We start from the raw sequence: 19957 nt of genomic DNA, 5'->3' as shown, positions 1-19957 counted from the left end.
CTTTTTAATATTTCAGTTCCGTGGCATCTTCCACATCTATTGAATTATGACTTCTATACAGATTAATGATGATCGCAATCGCGATGGCAGCTTCCGCAGCAGCGATCGTGATAATGAACAGTGTAAAAAAAATACCGTCCAGTTTCTCCGGCCACAGATATTTGTTGAAAGCCACAAAATTGATGTTCACGCTATTCAGCATCAGTTCAATCGACATCAACATGGTGATCATGTTCCTCCTGGTGAACAAACCATACATGCCGATACAGAAAAGGGCAGTGCTGACAAATAAGATATGTGTTAAGGGTATGCTATTCATATCAGGCCTCCTTGTCTGTTTGGTTTGAGGTAAAATCGGCATGAATCATCAGCTTTGCTCCTGCAGGCTCCTGCAGTTCCGGGCCGATATTCCGGTTCTTCATTGCAATCACGATACAACCAATCATCGATGCCAGTAATAACATGCTCACTACTTCGAACGGCAGGATGAAACCATGGTCGGTGGTACTGAGCATTTGCGTACCGATGGCATCTACCGTAACCCCGAATGGCCGTGTAGCCTGCTCTGCAAAACCATACTGTGCAATGATACTGTAGATCAGTGCCAGGCCAAATACAACAGCAAGGGCTCCAAACAAAGCCCGACGGGCTACCGGTTTGGCCATCTCTTTACCGGACTGTTGTGTCAGGAAGATGGAGAAAATGATCAATACCACGATGCCACCGACATATACAATGATCTGCACAGCCGCGATGAACTCGACCTGTAGCCAGAAATACATGGCGGCAATGCCGACCAGCGAAAACAACAGCCAGATGGCAGAACGGAATATCTTACGTGTGGTTACAGCCAGGATCCCGGTACCCAGGATAAAGGCTGATATCAGATAGAATATAATTGCAGCAGCTTCCATTATTCAACGCCCTCCCTGACTTTTGAACCTGGTTTATTTAATCGTTTGGTAAGTTTGTTTCTGTCATATACACTATGCTCAAAATTCTGCGCCATACTGATGGCGCCTGTGGGACAGGCTTCCACACATAAATTACACATGGTACAGAGCTCGAGGTGATAGATAAATGTATCAACGGCTTTTTTCTTTTTGCCTTCCGGCGTGATATCGAACTTGGTGATGACCTTGATGGTGCCGTTAGGACAAGCCAGTTCACAGGCCGTACAGCCGGTGCAGGCATGTTCGTTGTTCTCATCATGCAACATCACTACCTCTCCACGGAAACGTTCGGCCAATTTCAAAGTGGCGCGATTATCGGGGTATTGTTCGGTGATGATCTCTTTGGTATGAAAGAAATAATAACCGGTCTTCCGCATTCCCTTCAGCAAAGAGGTTACACCCTTGTAAACATCCTTTATGTACTCTTTCAAAAACATGATGCTGTTTTTATGTTTCCTCTGTATTCCAACCCTGCTCCTGTCCGGATGATCGGTTTCCCTGATTACCGGACTGCAAAACAGGTTTTGATACAGAGAGGTTATTGAATAATAAACCTCTGAACCTCCCTAAAAATGCCACCCCATGATCGCTATCAACGTTACCAGCAGGATATTGAACAAACTGATTGGTAACAGGTATTTCCATTCCAGGTTCAGCAGCTGGTCTACACGCAAACGCGGGAAGGTCCAGCGGAACCACATGATCAGGAAAATGAGGAAGAAGGTCTTACCCATGAACCAGACCGATGAAGGAATATAATCCATCAGGTGATTGAACGATTCCCAGTTGCCGATATGCAAAGGCATCCAGCCGCCCAGGAAAAGTGTAGCTCCTATCGAACACACAATGAAAATATTGATATACTCGGCCAGGAAAAAGAACGCGAAGCGCATACCCGAATATTCGGTATGGAAACCTGCCGTCAATTCTGATTCGGCTTCTGCCAGGTCAAAAGGTGCTCGGTTGGTCTCTGCCGTAACTGCGATCAGGAAAATCACGAACGCAATGATCACCGGGATATGCCCCTTGAACAACCACCAGCCATCTTTCTGAGATTCGATGATATCGGATATCTGCAGGCTTCCGGTCAATACTACCACCGATAATATGGCAAGGCCCGCTGAAAGTTCATAACTCACGATCTGCGCACCACTGCGCATCGCACCCAGAAGCGAATACTTATTATTACTGGCCCATCCAGCCATCAGGATACCGATCACGGAAAGGGAGGATACCGCAGATACATAGAGCACACCGATATTGATGTCCCATATCTGGAAATTCTTTGCAAAAGCGATGGGGGCCAGCAGCAGCATAGCCACGATCATCACAATAAATGGCGCCAGGTTAAACAGGAACTTATCGGCCATATCCGGCGTCAATCCCTCTTTCATGATCAATTTCACCGTATCGGCCACTGTCTGGAACATACCTCCGGGTCCTACCCGGTTAGGTCCCAGCCTGATTTGGATATGCGCCGCTACTTTTCTTTCCATCAATACCAGCACCAGGCCGAGCACAGCAAACAAAGCAATCGCCAGCAGTATGATGATCGCACATTCAATGAGCAATGCAACCGTAGGACTGAAGCTGCTGAATAACCAGTCCTGTATGGTTTTTGTTATGCCTTCTAAACTGAACATTGTTTATGTATTACTTTCGTTTATGATCGCTCACGGCAGATGCAGCATCGCCCATCTGCCATTCACAATTGTCTTTATCTGTCAATATCCGGAATCACCAGATCCAGCGTACCCATAGTCGCCATCAGGTCACCGATCTTACTGCCGCGGGCCATATGCTCTAATGCGGACAGGTTAGAGAATCCCGGTGAACGGTATTTGATACGATACGGTGTGGTTCCGCCTTCGCTGACCAGGTATACACCCAGTTCTCCACGGGCCGTTTCCACCCTTGTATAGAACTCTCCTTTCGGTGGTTTCAGAACCGCTTTTGTTTTGGCCTGGAAATCGCCTTCCGGAATAGTATCGATCAGCTGTTCGATGATACGGATAGACTGGTTCATTTCTTTTACGCGAACGATATAACGGGCAAAGGAATCGCCCGCGGTATCCAGCACTTCATCAAAGTCCACTTTACCATATACTTCATAAGGATAGATCTTACGGATATCGCAGCTAACCCCGCTGGCCCTTGCCACAGGTCCACTGCAACCGTAAGAGATTGCATCTTCTTTGGACAGGTAACCCACACCCTTTGTACGGCTTTGAAAAATCACATTATTGGTAACCAGGTCTTCATATTCCGTTACCTTATCCTTGAACTGTTGTACAAATGCTTTTACTTTTTTCTGGAAATCCGGATGGATATCATACATTACCCCACCGGGCACCATATAATTCATGGTCAACCTGGCTCCACAGGAGTCTTCCATGATCTCGGTGATCATCTCTCTTTCACGGAAAGCGTAGAAGAAGGGAGTGAATGCACCCAGGTCCATTGCCATTGCACCGATCCACAATTCGTGGGAAGCGATACGGGTCAGCTCGTTCATCAATACCCGAATCACCTGGGCACGTTCAGGAACTTCTATCTGCATGGCTTTTTCAACCGTCATGGCGCAGGCCAGGTTGTTGATATGAGCCGACAGGTAATCCATCCTGCTGGTTACATAAGTAAACTGCCGGTAGGTCAGGCTCTCTGTCATCTTCTCGATAGAGCGGTGGATATAACCCAGATGGGGTTCGATTTTTTTGATGGTTTCACCGTTCAAAGTGATGACCAGGTGCAGCACACCATGTGTTGCCGGGTGCTGTGGTCCCATATTGATCACCAGTTCGCCTTCAGAACCGCTTGCAGTAGTATCTTTTATCACCTCAGTTTGCGTATACATGCCCGCTACAGTTTTATCATATTAATAGGGTCCTCAAAATCTTTTCGCAAAGGGAATCCCTCAAAATCATCGGTCAAAATCAGCCTGCGGAGATCGGGATGGTTCAGGAACACGACACCGAACAATTCAAACACTTCCCTTTCATGGAATTCTGCCGTGCGCCAGATATCACATACGGTCTCGATCTCAGGTTGACTCCTGTCAACTTTTGCTTTTACAACAATATTATGCCTGTGGGAAGTGGAGGAAAGATGGTACACCATGGTCATATGCGTTTTCCAGTCAACACAAGTCAGGCAAAACAAATAATCAAAATGCATGGCCGAGTTCCGCAGTCCCCTGGCCAGTTCTTTCCATTGGGCAGGCGCTACCTGTACATTCAGCCATTCACCTGTTTCATCAAAAGTGGCGGTGGGTTCGAGAGAAAGGATCTGTTCTTTAAGTTCTTCGTTCGTCATACAATTACTTTATGCTAAACTTTGGATCCTTCACGGATCTGTTCGCGGGTTAAGCCACTTTTGATCTTTTCCTGGAGGGTGATCAATGCATGCAATAGCGCTTCCGGCCTGGGGGGACAGCCCGGTATGTATACATCTACCGGAATGATATGGTCCGCTCCTTTTACCACAGAATAGGTATTGTAAAAGAATGGCCCACCGCTGATAGCACAGGCTCCCATGGCAATCACATATTTGGGATCGGCCATTTGGTCGTACAGGCGTTTTAAAACAGGCCCCATTTTATTCACGATGGTACCGGCAATAATGATCACATCCGCCTGACGTGGCGTAGCACGGGTCACTTCAAAACCAAATCTGGAAAAATCGTATTTGGCTGATGCGGTAGACATCATCTCAATGCCACAGCAGCTGGTTGCGAAAGTGAGAGGCCACAAAGAGTTGGAGCGCGCCCAGTTGATCAAGCCATCAAAGCTGCTCACAATAATACCGCCTCCTGCTGTTGGGTGTATCTCACCCGGAAAATCTGATTGTGCCTGTTTGGCTTCGGTTAACTCCATTTCAATGCTCCTTTTTTATGTGCATATAAAAAGCCCATGAACAGTATAAATATGAATATAAATATCTCTGCCAGCGCCAGCAGTCCCACTTTCTTAACCACCACAGCCCAGGGATACATAAAGACCAGCTCTACATCGAAAATGAGGAAGAGCAGGGCAAACAGGTAGTAGCCCACATGAAACTGGTGCCAGGGAGATGTATCGGTAGGGATACCGCATTCGTAAGGTTGGCCTTTCTGGGAGTTGCGGCTTTTCTTCAAAAGTATTTTTCCAACCAGGATCCCGCCTGCCGAAAAGAGGATGGCTGCCAGACCCAATGCAATCAATGAAATGGCTCCCATATTTTGAACGGGTTACAATTTTATACCCACATCCAAATTACGGAATTTCACATGAAAAAAATTAAGTGTACAAAGAATTGCACAGCTAATTTTAAAAAAAGCTGAAATAGTCAAAAATCATCGGAAATCTAAGAATATCAACAAATGACATAAATCAGTTTTATGCATTTTTTTTGTTTCCATTCACATTTTTTGCTAGGCGGCTGGCTCCTTTGCAACTATCATTTTCCTGGTAAAATCCAAGGCTCTGCCAGTGATCTATGAGGACTAAAAGATGCATGCTACCGAGAATACATTTTCCTGCTGTACAAATTTGTCCAAAAAATATAGTGCAAAAAGGATGCCTATTATTTAGCCTGTAAAGGCGATTACAGAATATGGGCGACATAGGCATACTCCTTCCTGACAGGGTAACTTTTATGCTATCAATGATTTCCCACCAGTCGCCGATGATAGTTGATCTGTCCCAGGTGATAATCAAGATGTGCCAGCAGATGTATCATAAAATATTGAGTGGTCATGGGGTAGTCAAATACTTTTTCAGGATATTCCGCTTCCAGTGTTTCGGCCGATAAAGAACGCAGGGTCTTTGGAATAAGTACTGCCACCTGATCCAGCTGCTGCCGTATATCAGCCAGTGGAATATTTTTGCTGCTGAATTCTTCCGGCCGGTTACGTTTATAATGACCGGCTCCCAACACAGCGCCTATATAATGCTGCAGATTACCTAACAGGTGCAGGCACAAATTTCCACCCGAATTACTGGTACCGGGTAAGGTTACCCATAACAATGCTTCATCTGTATACAAACTGATCTCGGCTTTCAGCTTCAGAATATCCCGTTCAAATAGTATAGCAAGGTTTTCGGTTAACATGGTTTATACGGTTATGCGTTATTATATACTTTATAAATCGACTCTCGCAAAGGGGCACCGGCTTCCGAAACAATGAATTCCAGTATACCAGCCAACGCTTCCGGTTTTACCCAGGTGGCCGGATCTACATCGGGCATTGACAGCCTGTTTATCGGGGTATCGAGGGTGGATGGGGCTACCACCGTTGCGGTAATATTCCTGCCCTTTGCTTCCTCGTTCAGGTATTCTGCCAGTTTGAACAGGAGAGATTTGCTGAGTCCATAAGCCAACAGGTTTTTACCGGAGGCTGCTTCCAGTGCGGGTCTGGCTCCGATAAATACCAGGCGGCCACTACCCTTTTCCAGCATATGTTTAAACAGCGGCCTGGCTACCTGATAGGCGGTTTTAAAATTCAGGGATACCTGCTGATCGATAGCGGCAGTGGAAGTGGTAGCAATCGTTCCCATGGCAAAACCTCCTACAAGCATCAGTGCCGCATCAATTGTACCATATTGTTTAATTGAACGATCAATAAAAACCTCAGATCCCTGCTCATCAGTAAGATCCACAACCTGAACATCCAGTCGCGGATCAGATGGCATATCCGCTTTCTGACTTTCATGGATTACAGTGGCCACCAACCGATAACCCTTACTAATAAAATGCCTGGTAACAGCTGTACCAAGATTGCCGTTGGCCCCTGTAATGATGACAGTTTTCATGAATATTCAAATGGTGAAGTAACAAGTAATTTACTGTTTTTTTTAGCAACTCCATTCATCCAGGTACGGGCGAGAGATAGCAAACAACACACAACTTACTTGTTAATAGCAAGTTAACGGCATTACCTTGTTAATAAAAGCGATCCGGTATCAAAAAATAAAACGGTTCTTTGTACATTGAATTTATTTTGCAAGACAATTCTACCCGGATGAAACTACTTTCTTCAGCTTTACTCGTAATGACTTTTTCTTTTCTGCTGGCACAAAAAATCCAGGCGCAGCAGGTAGACTCAATGATGGCTATATACGCTGAGCAGTATCCAACCGAAAAAATACATATACACTTTGACAAGAGCATCTATAATAAGGAGGAGACCATTTTCTATAAAGTATACCTGTTAAGTGGTACGGAGCTAAGCGGGCTGAGTAAGAATGTATACCTGGAATGGTACGACACCACCGGGAAAATGCTTAAACAGACAGTAGCGCCTTTATACCAATCTACTGCAAAAGGATCTTTTGAACTTCCCTCTGATTATATCGGTAATTTCATTCATGTAAAAGCCTTCACCCGCTGGATGCTGAATGATGACCCCGCCTTCCGTTATGAGAAAGATATCACTATCAATACCGGAACCATCAATGCCCAAAAAAAACAACCCGTTGTTTTTAAAACAAGGGTAGAGACCTTCCCCGAAGGAGGTACACTCGTGAGTGGGCTCACCACCCGGATCGCTTTCAAAGCCACCAACCAGTTTGGCTCGCCGGTATTCATAAAAGGATTCCTGGTAAATGATAAGAACAGGATACTGGACACGTTGAGAACCAAACACGATGGTATGGGCAGTTTCTGGTTATTGCCCAATCCGCAGGAGGGTTATAAGCTGAATTGGACAGATGAAAACGGGAAGACAGGCACAACCCCCATCGCTGTCACCAAAACACAGGGAGCCCGTATCAGCATCAAAACCACCAATGAAAAAGCCCTGGTACAGATAGAACGTACACAGAATGTTCCGGATAATTTCAGGAAGATGAATCTACTGGTACACATGAACCAGGTTTTGTATTATAAGGTCAGCCTGAATGCTTCAGAAAAACTGTTGCTGAATGCAGAAGTGCCGATCGATGAATTACCAACAGGCATCCTGCAATTCACTCTCTTTACATCAGACTGGTTACCCATAGCCGAAAGGATCATTTTTGTGAACAACCGCCTGCACGAGTTCAACACCAAACTGAACACAGCGCTGGTAAGCCTCGATAAAAGAGGAAAGAATGTATATGAAATATCAGTATCGGATACGGCTACCACCAATATGTCTGTCTCCATCACTGATGCCAGCATTGGCGAGCCCGATACAAGAACCATTTTTTCAGATATCCTGCTGAGCAGCGAGATCAAAGGAAAGATCCACAACCCGGGTTATTACCTCAACAGTGATGCAGATACGGTAACTGCCAATCTCGACCTGGTAATGCTTACCAATGGCTGGCGAAGATTTGACTGGGATAAGATCAAAGCAGGTGTTACCCCGGCCCTGCAATACCCGGCTGAAACAGATTTTATGAAGATCACCGGTAAAGTATTCGCAGACAGAAGTATTCTCAGCAGCAAACCACTATTGCTGAACCTGATCATCGCCGGTAAAGACAGCAGTCGGAATTTCGCGTTCCTGCCGGTAGATAAAGAAGGTAATTTTGAACAGAAAACTGCCTTCTTCTATGATACTGTTCGCATCTTTTACAGCTTCAACGGCAATGATAAACTGACAGACCTGACACAAGTGAAATTCGAGAATGGCCTTTTACGACAGACTCCCAAGAAGATACAGTTTACAGATACCTACCGGCCATTACGGTATAGCGACAGCATTGCTAAAGCAAAAATGAACTATTTCCTGAACGAGCAGGAACTATTAAAGAAGCGGATGGCATCTACTACATTACAGGAAGTAATTGTGAAAGCCAGGGCCAAAAGCAAAGAACAGCAGCTCGACGAAAAATACACAAGAGGCATGTTCACTGGCGGCGATGCCTATTCTTTTGACATGACAGATGACCCTGCTGCCAATGGTGCCATTGATGTATTGTCTTACCTGCAGGGGAAAGTGGCCGGTTTAATGATTAGCGGTGCCGGCTCCAATGCAAGCATCAGCTGGCGGGGTGCAGTTCCAAACTTATTCCTGAACGAATCTCCTGCAAGCATTGATATGGTGCAGACAATAAACGTCAGGGATATTGCCATGGTAAAGGTTTTCCGTCCCCCATTCTTTGGTGCTATCGGTGGAGGCAGTGGTGGTGCAATTGCGATTTACACCAGAAAAGGCGCTGATACCAGGGGAAACAATCCCAACAGCAAAGGACTTGAGAATACCATCCTGGGCGGTTATTCCCGTTTCAAGGAATTCTTTAACCCTTCTTACGAGAAAGCCAGCGACAATTTTGAGACCGACAACCGAACCACGATTTACTGGAATCCTTACCTGATCACCAATAAAAAGAATCCAAGGGTGCGTATCCAGTTTTATAACAATGATGTCACCAAAAAATTCCTGCTGGTTCTGGAAGGAGTCAATACAGATGGCAAGATGACAAGAGTGGTGAAACTGATCGAGTAATGTTTAAACGATGCCCATCTGTTTCATCAGGTAGGTAGCATTCCTGCTTTGGGCTACCCCCGCTTTCCTGGTAAAATCAAAGTGTAAGCCTGTTTCTGTGACCTCGCTTTCAAAACAATAATTCTCCACCTGTCCGGGATATTGCGCTGACAGTATACCCAGCTCCGTATCATGTGTAGCGATCAGAGTCAAACAGTTTTTCTGTAACAGTTTCTTTATAAGCAAAGCGGTTCCATCGTGTTTATCCACCGAATTGGTACCCCGCATCACTTCATCCAGCAATACCAATGCAGGCGTCTGTCCCTCCAATGCATGCATGATAGATTGCAGGCATTTTAATTCGGCATAGAAGTATGACGTGCTTTCTTCCAGTGAATCAATATGATGAAAGGAAGTGAGTAACCTGACCGGGCTAAACATAAACTTCTCTGCGAATACAGGTGCCCCCATCTGTGCCAGCAGCATATTCAACCCAACAGATCGCAGGAAAGTGCTTTTCCCGGACATATTGGAGCCGGTAACCAGATGTAATCTGGCAACTGTTCCGATGGAAAAATCATTCGTTACCGCTTTTCGTTCATCCATCAATGGATGACCCAGGCCGGTAGCATTGATCACAGGAGCACCCACAGCTACCTCAGGAAAAATAAAACCGGGATGATTCTGGTAAAAGCAGGCCAGCGAATTCAGCATTTCTATCTCACCCAGGGTATCAAACCATTTGTCAAACAATGGCTGGTATTTTCGGTTCCATTGCAGGTAAGCCCTGGCGCAGAGCAGATCAGATAAGAACAATCCGTTTACAAAAAAACTGAGCAGACTTACCCGGAGATCAAATACACCCATCAGGCGCGATAATTTCCGGAATGCTTCAGCGGCTTCTGCAATCCGTTCCTGTTTCTCTTGCAGGACTGGATGCTGAACCTTTTCCTCACAGATCAACTGAAAACAAGCGGCATACTGTGTAAAAAGATAACCCTTCCTGGAAATATGATGGTACAATTGAGATACCTGCCTGAGTGCCGGAGACAAAACCAGCAAACCCAGTAAAGTAAAAATCAATATATAAGAATAGGTATGGATCCAAACCGCGTAACTAATGATCAACACGCCGGTAATTGGCCATATCCAGGCCAATTGTTTCCAGGGAGATTTTTCCAGACCTGAGCCCGCTCCATCCGGCAAACCGGTGATCATTTGCGACAGGCTGACTTCTTCTTTCAATAACAAAGTATGTGCCTGCAGGTTTTGTCTGAATGCGGTCTTGCCGGATAATTCTTTTATACAAGCCTGGTAGTCGATGATCTGTTGTGGAGCCATCAGGGGATCCGTAATGGCTTTGGCCAGTTGTTTTTTACCAGAGATACTGCCGGTTCTGTTCAGTTGATGATACAGGGAATGTTTACCCAACACATTCAGATCTGTCGCGAATCCTGGTCCTGACTGTGAGGTTCCACCATCTTCAAAACAGGAAACCCCTCCTTTCAGTACGGCGATCTCATTTTCATTGATCAGGATCAGTTTCTCCACAAAAGCGATCTTCTGTTTCAGGATCCCGGCCCGCGAAACCCAATACAGGAACACAATGAAACCTCCTATAGAATACAGCAATGCATTACCCGAGAATCGTTCGCGGAATGCGGCATACAGGAACCAGCCAAACAGGATAAAAAACACCAAACGCAACAGACTATTCAACAACAGCCGGCGGCCTAATGACTCTTTCTGTGAACGAAATTCATGGGCTCTTTGCTGGTATACACTCAAAACTGCTTCATTCATATGTTTACCAGTGTAGTTCCCTCATCAATATTGACGATATAGGTTTTCAGTTCCTTGCCGAACTTTTCCCTGTAGTCTTTTTCTACGGTCGCCACCAATCCAGGTATCGCATCCTGTTGTACGATATTGATGGTGCATCCACCGAAACCACCACCCATCATACGTGCGCCCGGTACCTCAGGCCGGTTTCGTACCATATCTACCAGTGCATCAGCCTCAGGGCAGCTTACTTCATACAGATGGCTCAGACCATCATGCGTAGCGAACATTTTTTTGCCGAATGCAGCAAGATCATTATTCACCAGGTCATCACAGGCTTCCTGTAAACGCGATATCTCCTCTACTACATATTTACAGCGCTTGTATACCACCGGATCTCCCGCCTGTAAACATTCGTTTACCATAGAGATAGTTGCATCCCTTAATGAAAGTACCTGCGGATAGACTTTTTGTATGATCCGTATCCCCTCTTCACATTCCTGCCTGCGCAGGTTGTATTCAGACGAAGCCAGTGAATGTTTTACCCCGGTATCGAACAGAACGATCTTGTACGTTTCGGTTGAGAATGGCATGTAGGCATATTCCAGCGAACGGCAGTCGAGGCGAATCACCTGACCTTTTTGGCCAAACACACTGGCAAAGGGATCCATGATACCGCACTGCAGTCCCACAAATTCATTTTCTGCCTTTTGTGCCAGTTGCACCATATTCCGTTTTGACAATCCTAACTGGAAAAGTTCATTCAGTGCAAACACTGTGGCACACTCCAAAGCAGCAGAGGAGGAAAGCCCTGCACCCAAAGGAACATCTCCCAGGATCGCAGCAGAGAAACCAGCCAGCTTATGGCCTGCTTTCTGCAACTGCTGTACCACGCCAAGAATATAATCGGGCCAGTGTTGCCCGGAAATACGTACGTCTGAGAGTAATCCTTCGTACGTACTGTCAAGATCTGCGGCATAGAGATGTATGCGACCATCGTCCCTTTTCCCGATCGACACATAGATGGCTTTATCAATGGCCGCGGGTAATACAAAACCCATATTATAATCGGTATGCTCACCTATCAGGTTGATCCTGCCCGGTGATCGAACAATACAGGCAGGTGTTCCAAATCGTTGTTGGTATATTTCCCTTATGCGGGAAGAAATGGGAAGATTGTTTTCCATGTTTGCTTTTACTTGAACAATTGAATCAGGCATCGATCAGAGAGAAGTTTCATAATGCATTTCGGGAATCACCACATCTTTGAAGCCTTTGCGCACCAGCCTTCGCGCAAAATCCTGCTGTACCTCATACTCGCCATGCACCAGGAAAAGTGTCCGTACAAGAGCGGGATCCTGGCAGGCAAGAAACTGGCAAAGATCGTCGTAATCGCCATGAGCACTCATGCTGCGCATCTGTCCCACTTCAGCAATTACAGGAAACATTTCTCCAAAGATCTTCACTTCTTTGACGCCCGCCATCAACCGGCCACCCAACGAATGGGGTTCGCAATAACCTACCATCAGTATGGTATTCTTTGCATCATGTACATTATTCATGATATGATGTTTTACCCTTCCCGCATCTGCCATTCCACTGGCTGAGATGATGACACAGGGTTGTGGCAGGTTATTGAGGTTCTTGCTTTCATCTACCGTTTTGATAAAATTCAGCCCTTTGAAATCAAAGGGATCATTATCTGACTGCATGATCCGTTTGATGCGCTTATTGAAATACTGCGGATAATTCTTCACTACTGCCGTAGCCTCCCTGCTTAATGGGCTGTCTACATAATAGGGTACGGATGGCAGGCGATTCTCCACTTCCAGTTGGTTCAGTGCATAGAGGATCTCCTGTGTACGTCCTACACTGAATGCAGGTATGATCAGTTTCCCTTTTTTCTCAATACAGGTCTTATGCACCCAATCGTACAGGGTATCTACAGTGCCATGCACTTCATCGTGCAGTTTATTGCCATAAGTACTTTCCAGTATGATATAATCAGCCTGCGGAAAAATATCGGGCGATCGCAGGATGGCATCATTGTACCGTCCCACATCGCCACTGAAGCTGATACAGGTGGTCTCCCCTTTTTCTGTGATCCGGAGATGAACCGCCGCACTTCCGATAATATGGCCTGCATCGGTGAACATCACTTCAATACTTTCATCAATGCGGGTCCATAGGTTATAATTGATCGTTTTGAACTGCTCGAACGCTTTGGCTGCGTCTTCGAGATCATACATCGGTTCATAAGGGGGCAGACCTTGTTTGGCTCTTCGTTTATTGATGAAACGGGTATCATCCCGCTGTATCTGTGCCGAGTCTTCCAGTAAGATGCCCGCCAGTTCCTTCGTGGCGGGTGTTGCATAGATCGGGCCCTTGTAGCCATGTTTTACCACGTGGGGTACCTGGCCGCAATGATCTATATGTGCATGCGACAGGATAAGGTAATCCACCGAAGCGGGATCAAAACCAAAGTCTTCATTCATGGATGCCGTATCTTTCCCCAATCCCTGGAAAAGCCCGCAATCCAGCAATAATTTTTTTCCGTTCTGAAGTGTGATCAGGTGTTTGGAACCGGTAACTGTTCTGGCTGCTCCATGAAATGCTATTTTCATAATCCCTCCTATCCGCAAGGAAGAACAACTCCATTCTTACCTGCGGCATTTACAATTGATAAAAATATGTGCCTACGTATGTGATTTTGCTTTAAAACTCCAGCTAACCAGGAATTCCGATACCTGCTCGCCCGCCTCATTGGTTCCTATTGACCTGCAGGTGATCGTTCGTCCCTCACCGGTCACAATCGCGTGTTCCACTTCCCTCTCAATGGCATCACCATCGGTGCAGGTGAATGCAATCAGACCGGTTGCTTTCTTAAAAAACTTCGCCTCCAATCCTACCACCAGCATACTTACGGCGGGGTTTCTCTGGTAAACCTGACCTGATGCCAGTAAACCCGTACTCATCTCTGCGGCCATAGCCTGCACAGCAAAATACATGGAACGGAAAGGATTCTGGGTAAACCAATTATAGCGGACAGTGATGACAGCAGCCTTTTCATTAAAAGATCTGATACGAAGACCGGCAAAATAAGCCGAAGGAAGTTTCTTCAGCATGAACAGCCGAAACTTAACCGGATGAGTGATCTGTTTTTGAAAAGATGAAAATCCCGGATTCATACACTGTGTACTTTAATGAAATGTGGCATGTAAAATCGATACCCATTATCACCTTAAAAGTAACAAGTAGTGGCTTGAGTAAAAAATTTAATACAGGATTTACAACAGCAATGCAGCCAGTGCATAATCGGCCAGCAGTATGAGGATACAACTCACTACCACCGCACTGGTGCTGGCCCTTCCGATCTCCAGAGAACCGCCTTTTACATTATAGCCGAAATAAGCAGGTATGCTGCTGAGGATGAACGCAAACGTATACGATTTGTATAACGCGAAATTGATATTATAAAGGTTCAGATTCTGTCGAAGGCCGATATCATAGATATCAGTAGCCAGGATACCTGATAATGAACCCGCAAAACGTCCTCCCCAGATACCCAATACCGCCGAAATGATTATCAGGCAAGGTATCACCACCAGGGAACCCAGTATTTTGGGAAAGATCAGGTAACTCTTGGTATTGATACCCATGATCTCCAGCGCATCGATCTGCTCACTGATGCGCATATTCCCCAGTTCACTGGCGATCTTACTGCCTACCACACCCGCCAATACGATACTTACCACCGTAGGGGACAGTTCAAGGATCATACTATCGCGCACAATCTGCGCAATGGTCGATTGCGGCACCAGCGGACTAACCAGCTGGTAAGCGGTCTGTATGGTGGTTACCGCACCCAGAAACAGGGAAATGATCACCACGATCGGTAATGCCCCCACGCCAATCTCCACACACTGATGCATGAACTCTTTCCAGTACATACGCCAATTCTCGGGTTTGGTGAACATACCCTTTAACATGAGAAGATAAGTACCGAAATGTGTGAAAAACGACATATGGGATAATTAGGAATGAATAATTAGTAATTGGTAATTGCCCCCTGCATTATTGCTTGTTATGATGCGTAACCATTTGTTCCATTAGTTGCGGGTGAAATTATTTTTTACGCTTTTTCAGGCGCTTCCACCATGCGCTCCGCTGAACCACCTCGTCGGTATTGATCCGGCATTTCAATTGCGCATCTACCACGGCCACTAATGCCATATTGATAATGCTCCTTACCGTACTGCCCAATTGCAGTACATGTACCGGTTTTTTCAATCCCAGCAATATCGGTCCGATCGCATCAGCGCCACCCACTTCTTTCAGCAGGTTATAGGTTACGTTACCCGATGTCAGGTTGGGGAACATAAGCACATTCACATCTTCATCCACCAGCTCACTGAAGGGATAATTATCACGCAGTATCTCTTTGTTGAAAGCCAGGCTTCCCTGCATCTCACCATCCACTATCAGTGAAGGATTCCTTTGTTTCAATATGCGGGTAGCTTCTGCCACCAACCGGGCCTCCCGCGAATCACTGCTGCCGAAATTGCTGTAACTCAGCATGGCGATCCGGGGTACCAGGTTAAAGTTGCGCACTTCCTTGGCCACCATCATGGTGATATCTGCCAGCTCTTCTGCTGTTGGATTGAAATTGACCGTGGTATCAGCAAGGAACAAGGGACCTTTTTTAGTAAGCAATAGATACATGCCTGCTATCTTTTTCACGCCTTCTTCCGTACCAATGATCTGTAAAGCCGGGCGGATGGCTTCCGCATAATTTTTTGTCAGGCCAGACAGCATCGCATCGGCATCTCCGGTTTCTACCATCATACAACCGAAGTGGTTCCGGTCTTTCATGATCTTCAGACTCTCATATTTGTTAACGCCTTTGCGGTGACGCTTCTGGAAGAACAACTCACTGTAAAACTCACGTTTGGCTTCCATCTCATCACTTCTCGGATCTATAATCGGTATATCCGTGAGGTCAATATTATTCTCTTCTGCGATCCGGTTGATCTTAACAGGATCACCCAGCAATATGGGGTAAGCAATACCATCATCATACAAGATACTGGCCGCTTTCAGGATCTTCTGGTTATCCGCCTCGGCAAATACCAGTCGCTTAGGATCTCTCCTAGCCTTGTTACCAATCACACGGATCAGTTGGTTATCCAGTCCCAGGCGTTTATTCAGTTCCAGTGTATAAGCCTCCCAATTCGGAATATCTTTTTGCGCCACACCCGTTTCCACTGCAGCTTTTGCCACTGCTGGCGCTACGGTCGCCAACAACCTGGGATCAAGTGGTTTGGGAATGATGTATTCGGGACCGAACGACATATTATGCTGGTTATACGCCATGTTCACAATATCCGGCACAGGCGATTTGGCCAGGTCGGCCAATGCACGCACCGCCGCCAGTTTCATGGCTTCGTTGATCTGCCTGGCACGCACATCCAAAGCACCCCGGAAAATGTACGGGAAGCCCAGTACATTGTTCACCTGGTTCGGGTAATCTGTCCGGCCGGTAGCCATGATAATGTCTTTCCGAACTGCTGTCGCATCTTCATAAGTGATCTCAGGGTCAGGATTAGCCATAGCAAATACGATCGGATTTTTCGCCATACTCCTGACCATATCCTGTGTCACCACATTACCGACACTCAGGCCCAGGAACACATCCGCATCTTTCAAAGCGGTAGCCAGGGTCCAGTCACTCTTCTTTACTGCAAATTTCTCCCTGATCGGGCCCAGATCTGTCCGGCCTTCGTGTAAAACACCGTCTTTATCGAACAGGATAAAATTCTCGTATCGTGCACCCAAAGCCACGTACAACTGTATGCAAGCCATTGCTGCCGCTCCAGCACCATTGATCACAAATCTTACCTTCTCTATCTTCTTCTTCTGTAATTCCAGCGCATTCAGTAATGCAGCACTGCTGATGATCGCTGTGCCATGCTGATCATCATGCATTACCGGGATATTCATTTGTTTTCTCAGCTCCTGTTCAATATAAAAACATTCGGGCGCTTTGATGTCTTCCAGGTTAATGCCGCCAAACGTTGGCTCCAGGGATTTAACGATCTGGACAAATTTCTCAGGATCCTTTTCATTGATCTCAATATCGAACACATCTATATCAGCGAAGATCTTGAACAATACACCTTTCCCTTCCATCACGGGTTTACTGGCTTCAGGGCCAATATCACCCAGGCCCAGTACTGCCGTTCCATTACTGATCACCGCCACCAGGTTACCCTTGGCAGTGTATTTATACACTTCTTCTGTATTGGATGCAATCTCTTTACAAGGCTCAGCTACACCCGGGCTATATGCAAGTGAAAGGTCTCTTTGCGTTTTGGCTTCTTTGGTGGGAACGACTTCAATTTTTCCGGGGCGTCCGCTGGCATGGTATTCCAGGGCCTGTTCCCGTCGAAGATCTGTATGTTTGGCCATATATTTTTTTTAGGTTACCGGCAACACAACCCGGGTCGACTCCTGTTGTGTCACTCACTTGTACTGTCGGTTCGCTACTGAACGGGCGTACTTCATGAAAGGCAAAAATACGATATATTGAATGGAAAGAAGATAAGCAATTTAAGGTCTGAAACCGATCCTTTCCCGCTCCCGCCAGGTTTGCAGGTCCTGCTTTTCATCCAGCAGGTTTTCGATAGCATCATAGATCTGGGAAAGCTGTTCATTATGATTGGCCACAGAGCGTCTGATATCGACGATCTGTTCTGTCAGTTCATCATACTGATATAAAACCGGCGCATGGCTATCAAAGCCCGCATGATCGAAATATTCATAGCAATGGAACGCTCATTATGAAGTACACCACTCAACATGGCTATCCCCTGTTCGGTAAATGCAAAAGGAGCATACTTGGCATACTTTTCCCTTCCGCCGGTTTCTAAGGTCGCAAATTGCGACCTTAGAAACCGGTATTCTTCCGGGGTAAGTTCATACATAAAATCTTCCGGGAAACGGGATCGGTTTCTGCGTACAGCTTCTTTCAGCCGCCTCACTTCCACTTCATACAATGCAGCCAGGTCAAAGTCTAGCATCACTTTTTGACCGCGGATCAAATAGATACGTTCCTGGATCAGTTCAATGTCCATAGGAAGGATTTTGTCAAAAATAGCTTCCTGACAAATCAAAGGCAACCGTTTTTTCACCCATAAAACAGCGTAATTATACCTAAGTAGCCGCTCCCAGCCAGGCCATCATACCCATACCGGTTTCGATGGCCCGCTCATCAATATCAAACCGGGGCGTATGTACGTTGTGAATGATACCTTTGGCTTCATTCCTGACTCCCAGGCGGTAGAAACAACCCGGTATTACCTGGGTATAAAATCCAAAATCCTCGGCACCCATCCGGATCTCTGTTTCTTCCACCTGTTCCTTTCCCATATAGGCTTCTGCCAGTTTCCAGCCCTTTTCTGTAAGCACCGAATCATTGTCAACCGTGGGGTAGCCGATATCAATATGAAGATCTATTTCGGCTCCGGTAGCTTCGGCTATGCCTTTTACCTGGTTTCGGATCAGCTCATGAGCTTTGGTGCGCCAGGTTTCATCCATGGCCCGGAAAGTACCCATAAGTTTAACCTCGCTGGGGATCACATTCGTGGTATGGCCTCCTTGTATGGAACAGATAGACAACACTGAAGGAGAAAGTGGGTTATTATTTCTTGATATGATCTGCTGCAGGCTTTGTATCAGTTGCGCTGCCACCAGGATCGTATCCACGGTTATATGCGGTGCTGCAGCATGACCGCCTTTGCCTTTCACCGTAATATATAATTCATCCGCACTGGCCATTACCCGACCTTTCCGGAAACTCAGTTTACCCAGATCCAGGCCAGGATGTACGTGCAATCCGTAAATACCCTGCGGTTTAGGATTTTCCAGCACGCCCTCCCTGATCATATAACTGGCGCCTCCCGGATTTCTTTCCTCACCCGGCTGAAACAGCAGTTTAATGGTACCCTCCCATTCCTGCTTCAATTCCTGCAATATCTTGGCTGCACCCAACAAGATGGTCGTGTGCACGTCATGTCCGCAAGCATGCATGACACCGGGGTTCTTCGATTGATACGCAACCTCGTTTTCTTCCATAATCGGTAGCGCATCCATATCGGCCCGCAGGGCAATCACCCGGCTATCCGGATTTTTGCCCGTAATAATTCCCAGTACACCGGTCGTAGCTTTCACTTCAAAGGGTACTCCGAATGAACGCAGTTTTTCCTGCACAAACTTACTGGTCTCAAATTCCTGGTAACTCAACTCCGGATTAGCATGCAGGTGTCGCCGAACGGCAATGAATTCCTCCGCATACTGGCGGGCAAGTTCTTGTATTCTTTGTTGTAACATTTTCGGTTATTGGTTAATGATATCCTCGTCTTCTTTCAGTGTATATTCAACACCATCTTCCACTATATAGACGCCTTGCGGATATATTTTATTCAGTTGAGCCTTAAATTTTTCTACTTCTTCCCTTTTAAGAAAGTTACCGATACGTACTTTGAAATTAGGCGATTGAAAGACCACATATACTTTCTGGTCCGGGAAACGGGATAGCAGTTCTGATCGTTTCCTGAAAGCATCATCTCTTCTGGGCGTGCTGATCACCTGGATGCGGTAGCCCCGGTACAATCCATTGGGTGTCATCATGGCGCTCCGCTGGTTGGCCTGCATTTGTTTAATGCTCAGCACATCCAGCCGGGGATCTTTTTTTACCACAACGGTATCGGCAGCGTACAAAGTACTGCTGCCAATAATCGCCCATATCAGTATGATGATTCTTTGCAACATATGT

General features: G+C 46.2%; 20 protein-coding genes. 1 reads left to right on the top strand and 19 read right to left on the bottom strand.

Annotated features, from left to right (window positions below; genetic code table 11):
* Nucleotides 1-4: 4 nt before the first annotated feature.
* From nuoK to ACH3Y6_RS06505, 10 genes are all read right to left on the bottom strand, one after another.
* The gene (gene nuoK / locus ACH3Y6_RS06550; RefSeq protein ID WP_490834797.1) at nucleotides 5-319 is read right to left on the bottom strand and encodes an NADH-quinone oxidoreductase subunit NuoK; all 315 of its coding nucleotides are present in this window, start codon (nucleotides 317-319) and stop codon (nucleotides 5-7) included.
* A 1-nt stretch (nucleotide 320) separates the two neighbouring features.
* Nucleotides 321-914, bottom strand: coding sequence for an NADH-quinone oxidoreductase subunit J family protein (locus ACH3Y6_RS06545; protein WP_490834796.1), 594 nt, complete (start codon nucleotides 912-914; stop codon nucleotides 321-323).
* Nucleotides 914-1390 carry a 4Fe-4S binding protein gene (locus ACH3Y6_RS06540; RefSeq protein WP_490834795.1) on the bottom strand — a complete coding sequence of 159 codons (477 nt, stop codon included), beginning with the start codon at nucleotides 1388-1390 and terminating at the stop codon, nucleotides 914-916. Before ACH3Y6_RS06540 ends, ACH3Y6_RS06545 begins: the two co-directional genes overlap by 1 nt.
* Before the next feature lie 129 nt (nucleotides 1391-1519).
* Nucleotides 1520-2596, bottom strand: a complete 1077-nt coding sequence (gene nuoH / locus ACH3Y6_RS06535; RefSeq protein ID WP_490834794.1) for an NADH-quinone oxidoreductase subunit NuoH — start codon at nucleotides 2594-2596, stop codon at nucleotides 1520-1522.
* Nucleotides 2597-2670: 74 nt separating this feature from the next.
* Nucleotides 2671-3807 carry an NADH-quinone oxidoreductase subunit D gene (locus ACH3Y6_RS06530; protein WP_490834793.1) on the bottom strand — a complete coding sequence of 379 codons (1137 nt, stop codon included), beginning with the start codon at nucleotides 3805-3807 and terminating at the stop codon, nucleotides 2671-2673.
* 5 nt (nucleotides 3808-3812) lie between these two features.
* Nucleotides 3813-4265 (bottom strand): NADH-quinone oxidoreductase subunit C, encoded by a 453-nt coding sequence (locus ACH3Y6_RS06525; RefSeq protein ID WP_490834792.1) that lies wholly within the window; start codon nucleotides 4263-4265, stop codon nucleotides 3813-3815.
* Between the two features lie 14 nt (nucleotides 4266-4279).
* Complete coding sequence (locus tag ACH3Y6_RS06520; RefSeq protein WP_490834791.1) at nucleotides 4280-4825, bottom strand: NADH-quinone oxidoreductase subunit B; 546 nt, start codon at nucleotides 4823-4825, stop codon at nucleotides 4280-4282.
* Nucleotides 4816-5166, bottom strand: coding sequence for an NADH-quinone oxidoreductase subunit A (locus ACH3Y6_RS06515; RefSeq protein WP_490834790.1), 351 nt, complete (start codon nucleotides 5164-5166; stop codon nucleotides 4816-4818). The genes ACH3Y6_RS06520 and ACH3Y6_RS06515 overlap by 10 nt, the downstream gene beginning before the upstream one ends.
* A 425-nt stretch (nucleotides 5167-5591) precedes the next feature.
* Nucleotides 5592-6041, bottom strand: a complete 450-nt coding sequence (locus ACH3Y6_RS06510) for a DinB family protein (protein ID WP_490834789.1) — start codon at nucleotides 6039-6041, stop codon at nucleotides 5592-5594.
* Between the two features lie 11 nt (nucleotides 6042-6052).
* A complete protein-coding gene (locus tag ACH3Y6_RS06505; protein WP_490834788.1) occupies nucleotides 6053-6742 on the bottom strand; it encodes an SDR family NAD(P)-dependent oxidoreductase in 690 nt (229 codons plus the stop codon).
* A 209-nt stretch (nucleotides 6743-6951) separates the two neighbouring features.
* Between ACH3Y6_RS06505 and ACH3Y6_RS06500 the strand changes: the two genes are divergently transcribed.
* Nucleotides 6952-9363 (top strand): hypothetical protein, encoded by a 2412-nt coding sequence (locus ACH3Y6_RS06500; RefSeq protein WP_490834787.1) that lies wholly within the window; start codon nucleotides 6952-6954, stop codon nucleotides 9361-9363.
* A gap of 3 nt (nucleotides 9364-9366) precedes the next feature.
* On the opposite strand, the gene ACH3Y6_RS06495 is transcribed toward ACH3Y6_RS06500, so the two are convergent.
* The 9 genes from ACH3Y6_RS06495 to ACH3Y6_RS06455 form a co-directional block, all read right to left on the bottom strand.
* Nucleotides 9367-11145 carry a MutS-related protein gene (locus tag ACH3Y6_RS06495; RefSeq protein ID WP_490834786.1) on the bottom strand — a complete coding sequence of 593 codons (1779 nt, stop codon included), beginning with the start codon at nucleotides 11143-11145 and terminating at the stop codon, nucleotides 9367-9369.
* On the bottom strand, nucleotides 11142-12311 hold the full coding sequence (gene galK, locus ACH3Y6_RS06490; RefSeq protein WP_490834785.1) for a galactokinase: 1170 nt from the start codon (nucleotides 12309-12311) through the stop codon (nucleotides 11142-11144). The genes ACH3Y6_RS06495 and galK overlap by 4 nt, the downstream gene beginning before the upstream one ends.
* Before the next feature lie 36 nt (nucleotides 12312-12347).
* Entirely contained in the window at nucleotides 12348-13748 is a 1401-nt protein-coding gene (locus ACH3Y6_RS06485) for an MBL fold metallo-hydrolase (protein WP_490834784.1), read from the bottom strand.
* A gap of 72 nt (nucleotides 13749-13820) precedes the next feature.
* Nucleotides 13821-14249, bottom strand: coding sequence for a DUF4442 domain-containing protein (locus ACH3Y6_RS06480; protein ID WP_490834783.1), 429 nt, complete (start codon nucleotides 14247-14249; stop codon nucleotides 13821-13823).
* A gap of 162 nt (nucleotides 14250-14411) precedes the next feature.
* Entirely contained in the window at nucleotides 14412-15149 is a 738-nt protein-coding gene (locus ACH3Y6_RS06475; RefSeq protein WP_490834782.1) for an MlaE family ABC transporter permease, read from the bottom strand.
* A gap of 100 nt (nucleotides 15150-15249) precedes the next feature.
* Nucleotides 15250-17592, bottom strand: a complete 2343-nt coding sequence (locus tag ACH3Y6_RS06470) for an NADP-dependent malic enzyme (RefSeq protein WP_490834781.1) — start codon at nucleotides 17590-17592, stop codon at nucleotides 15250-15252.
* A 287-nt stretch (nucleotides 17593-17879) separates the two neighbouring features.
* Nucleotides 17880-18257 (bottom strand): ORF6N domain-containing protein, encoded by a 378-nt coding sequence (locus ACH3Y6_RS06465; RefSeq protein ID WP_490834780.1) that lies wholly within the window; start codon nucleotides 18255-18257, stop codon nucleotides 17880-17882.
* 79 nt (nucleotides 18258-18336) lie between these two features.
* A complete protein-coding gene (locus ACH3Y6_RS06460) occupies nucleotides 18337-19512 on the bottom strand; it encodes a M20 metallopeptidase family protein (RefSeq protein ID WP_490834779.1) in 1176 nt (391 codons plus the stop codon).
* 6 nt (nucleotides 19513-19518) lie between these two features.
* Nucleotides 19519-19953 (bottom strand): SPOR domain-containing protein, encoded by a 435-nt coding sequence (locus ACH3Y6_RS06455; RefSeq protein ID WP_490834778.1) that lies wholly within the window; start codon nucleotides 19951-19953, stop codon nucleotides 19519-19521.
* Nucleotides 19954-19957 lie beyond the last annotated feature (4 nt).

The sequence above is a fragment of the Sediminibacterium sp. FW305-C-269 genome, from assembly GCF_058231045.1.
This window is presented reverse-complemented; position numbering and strand designations above follow the sequence as displayed.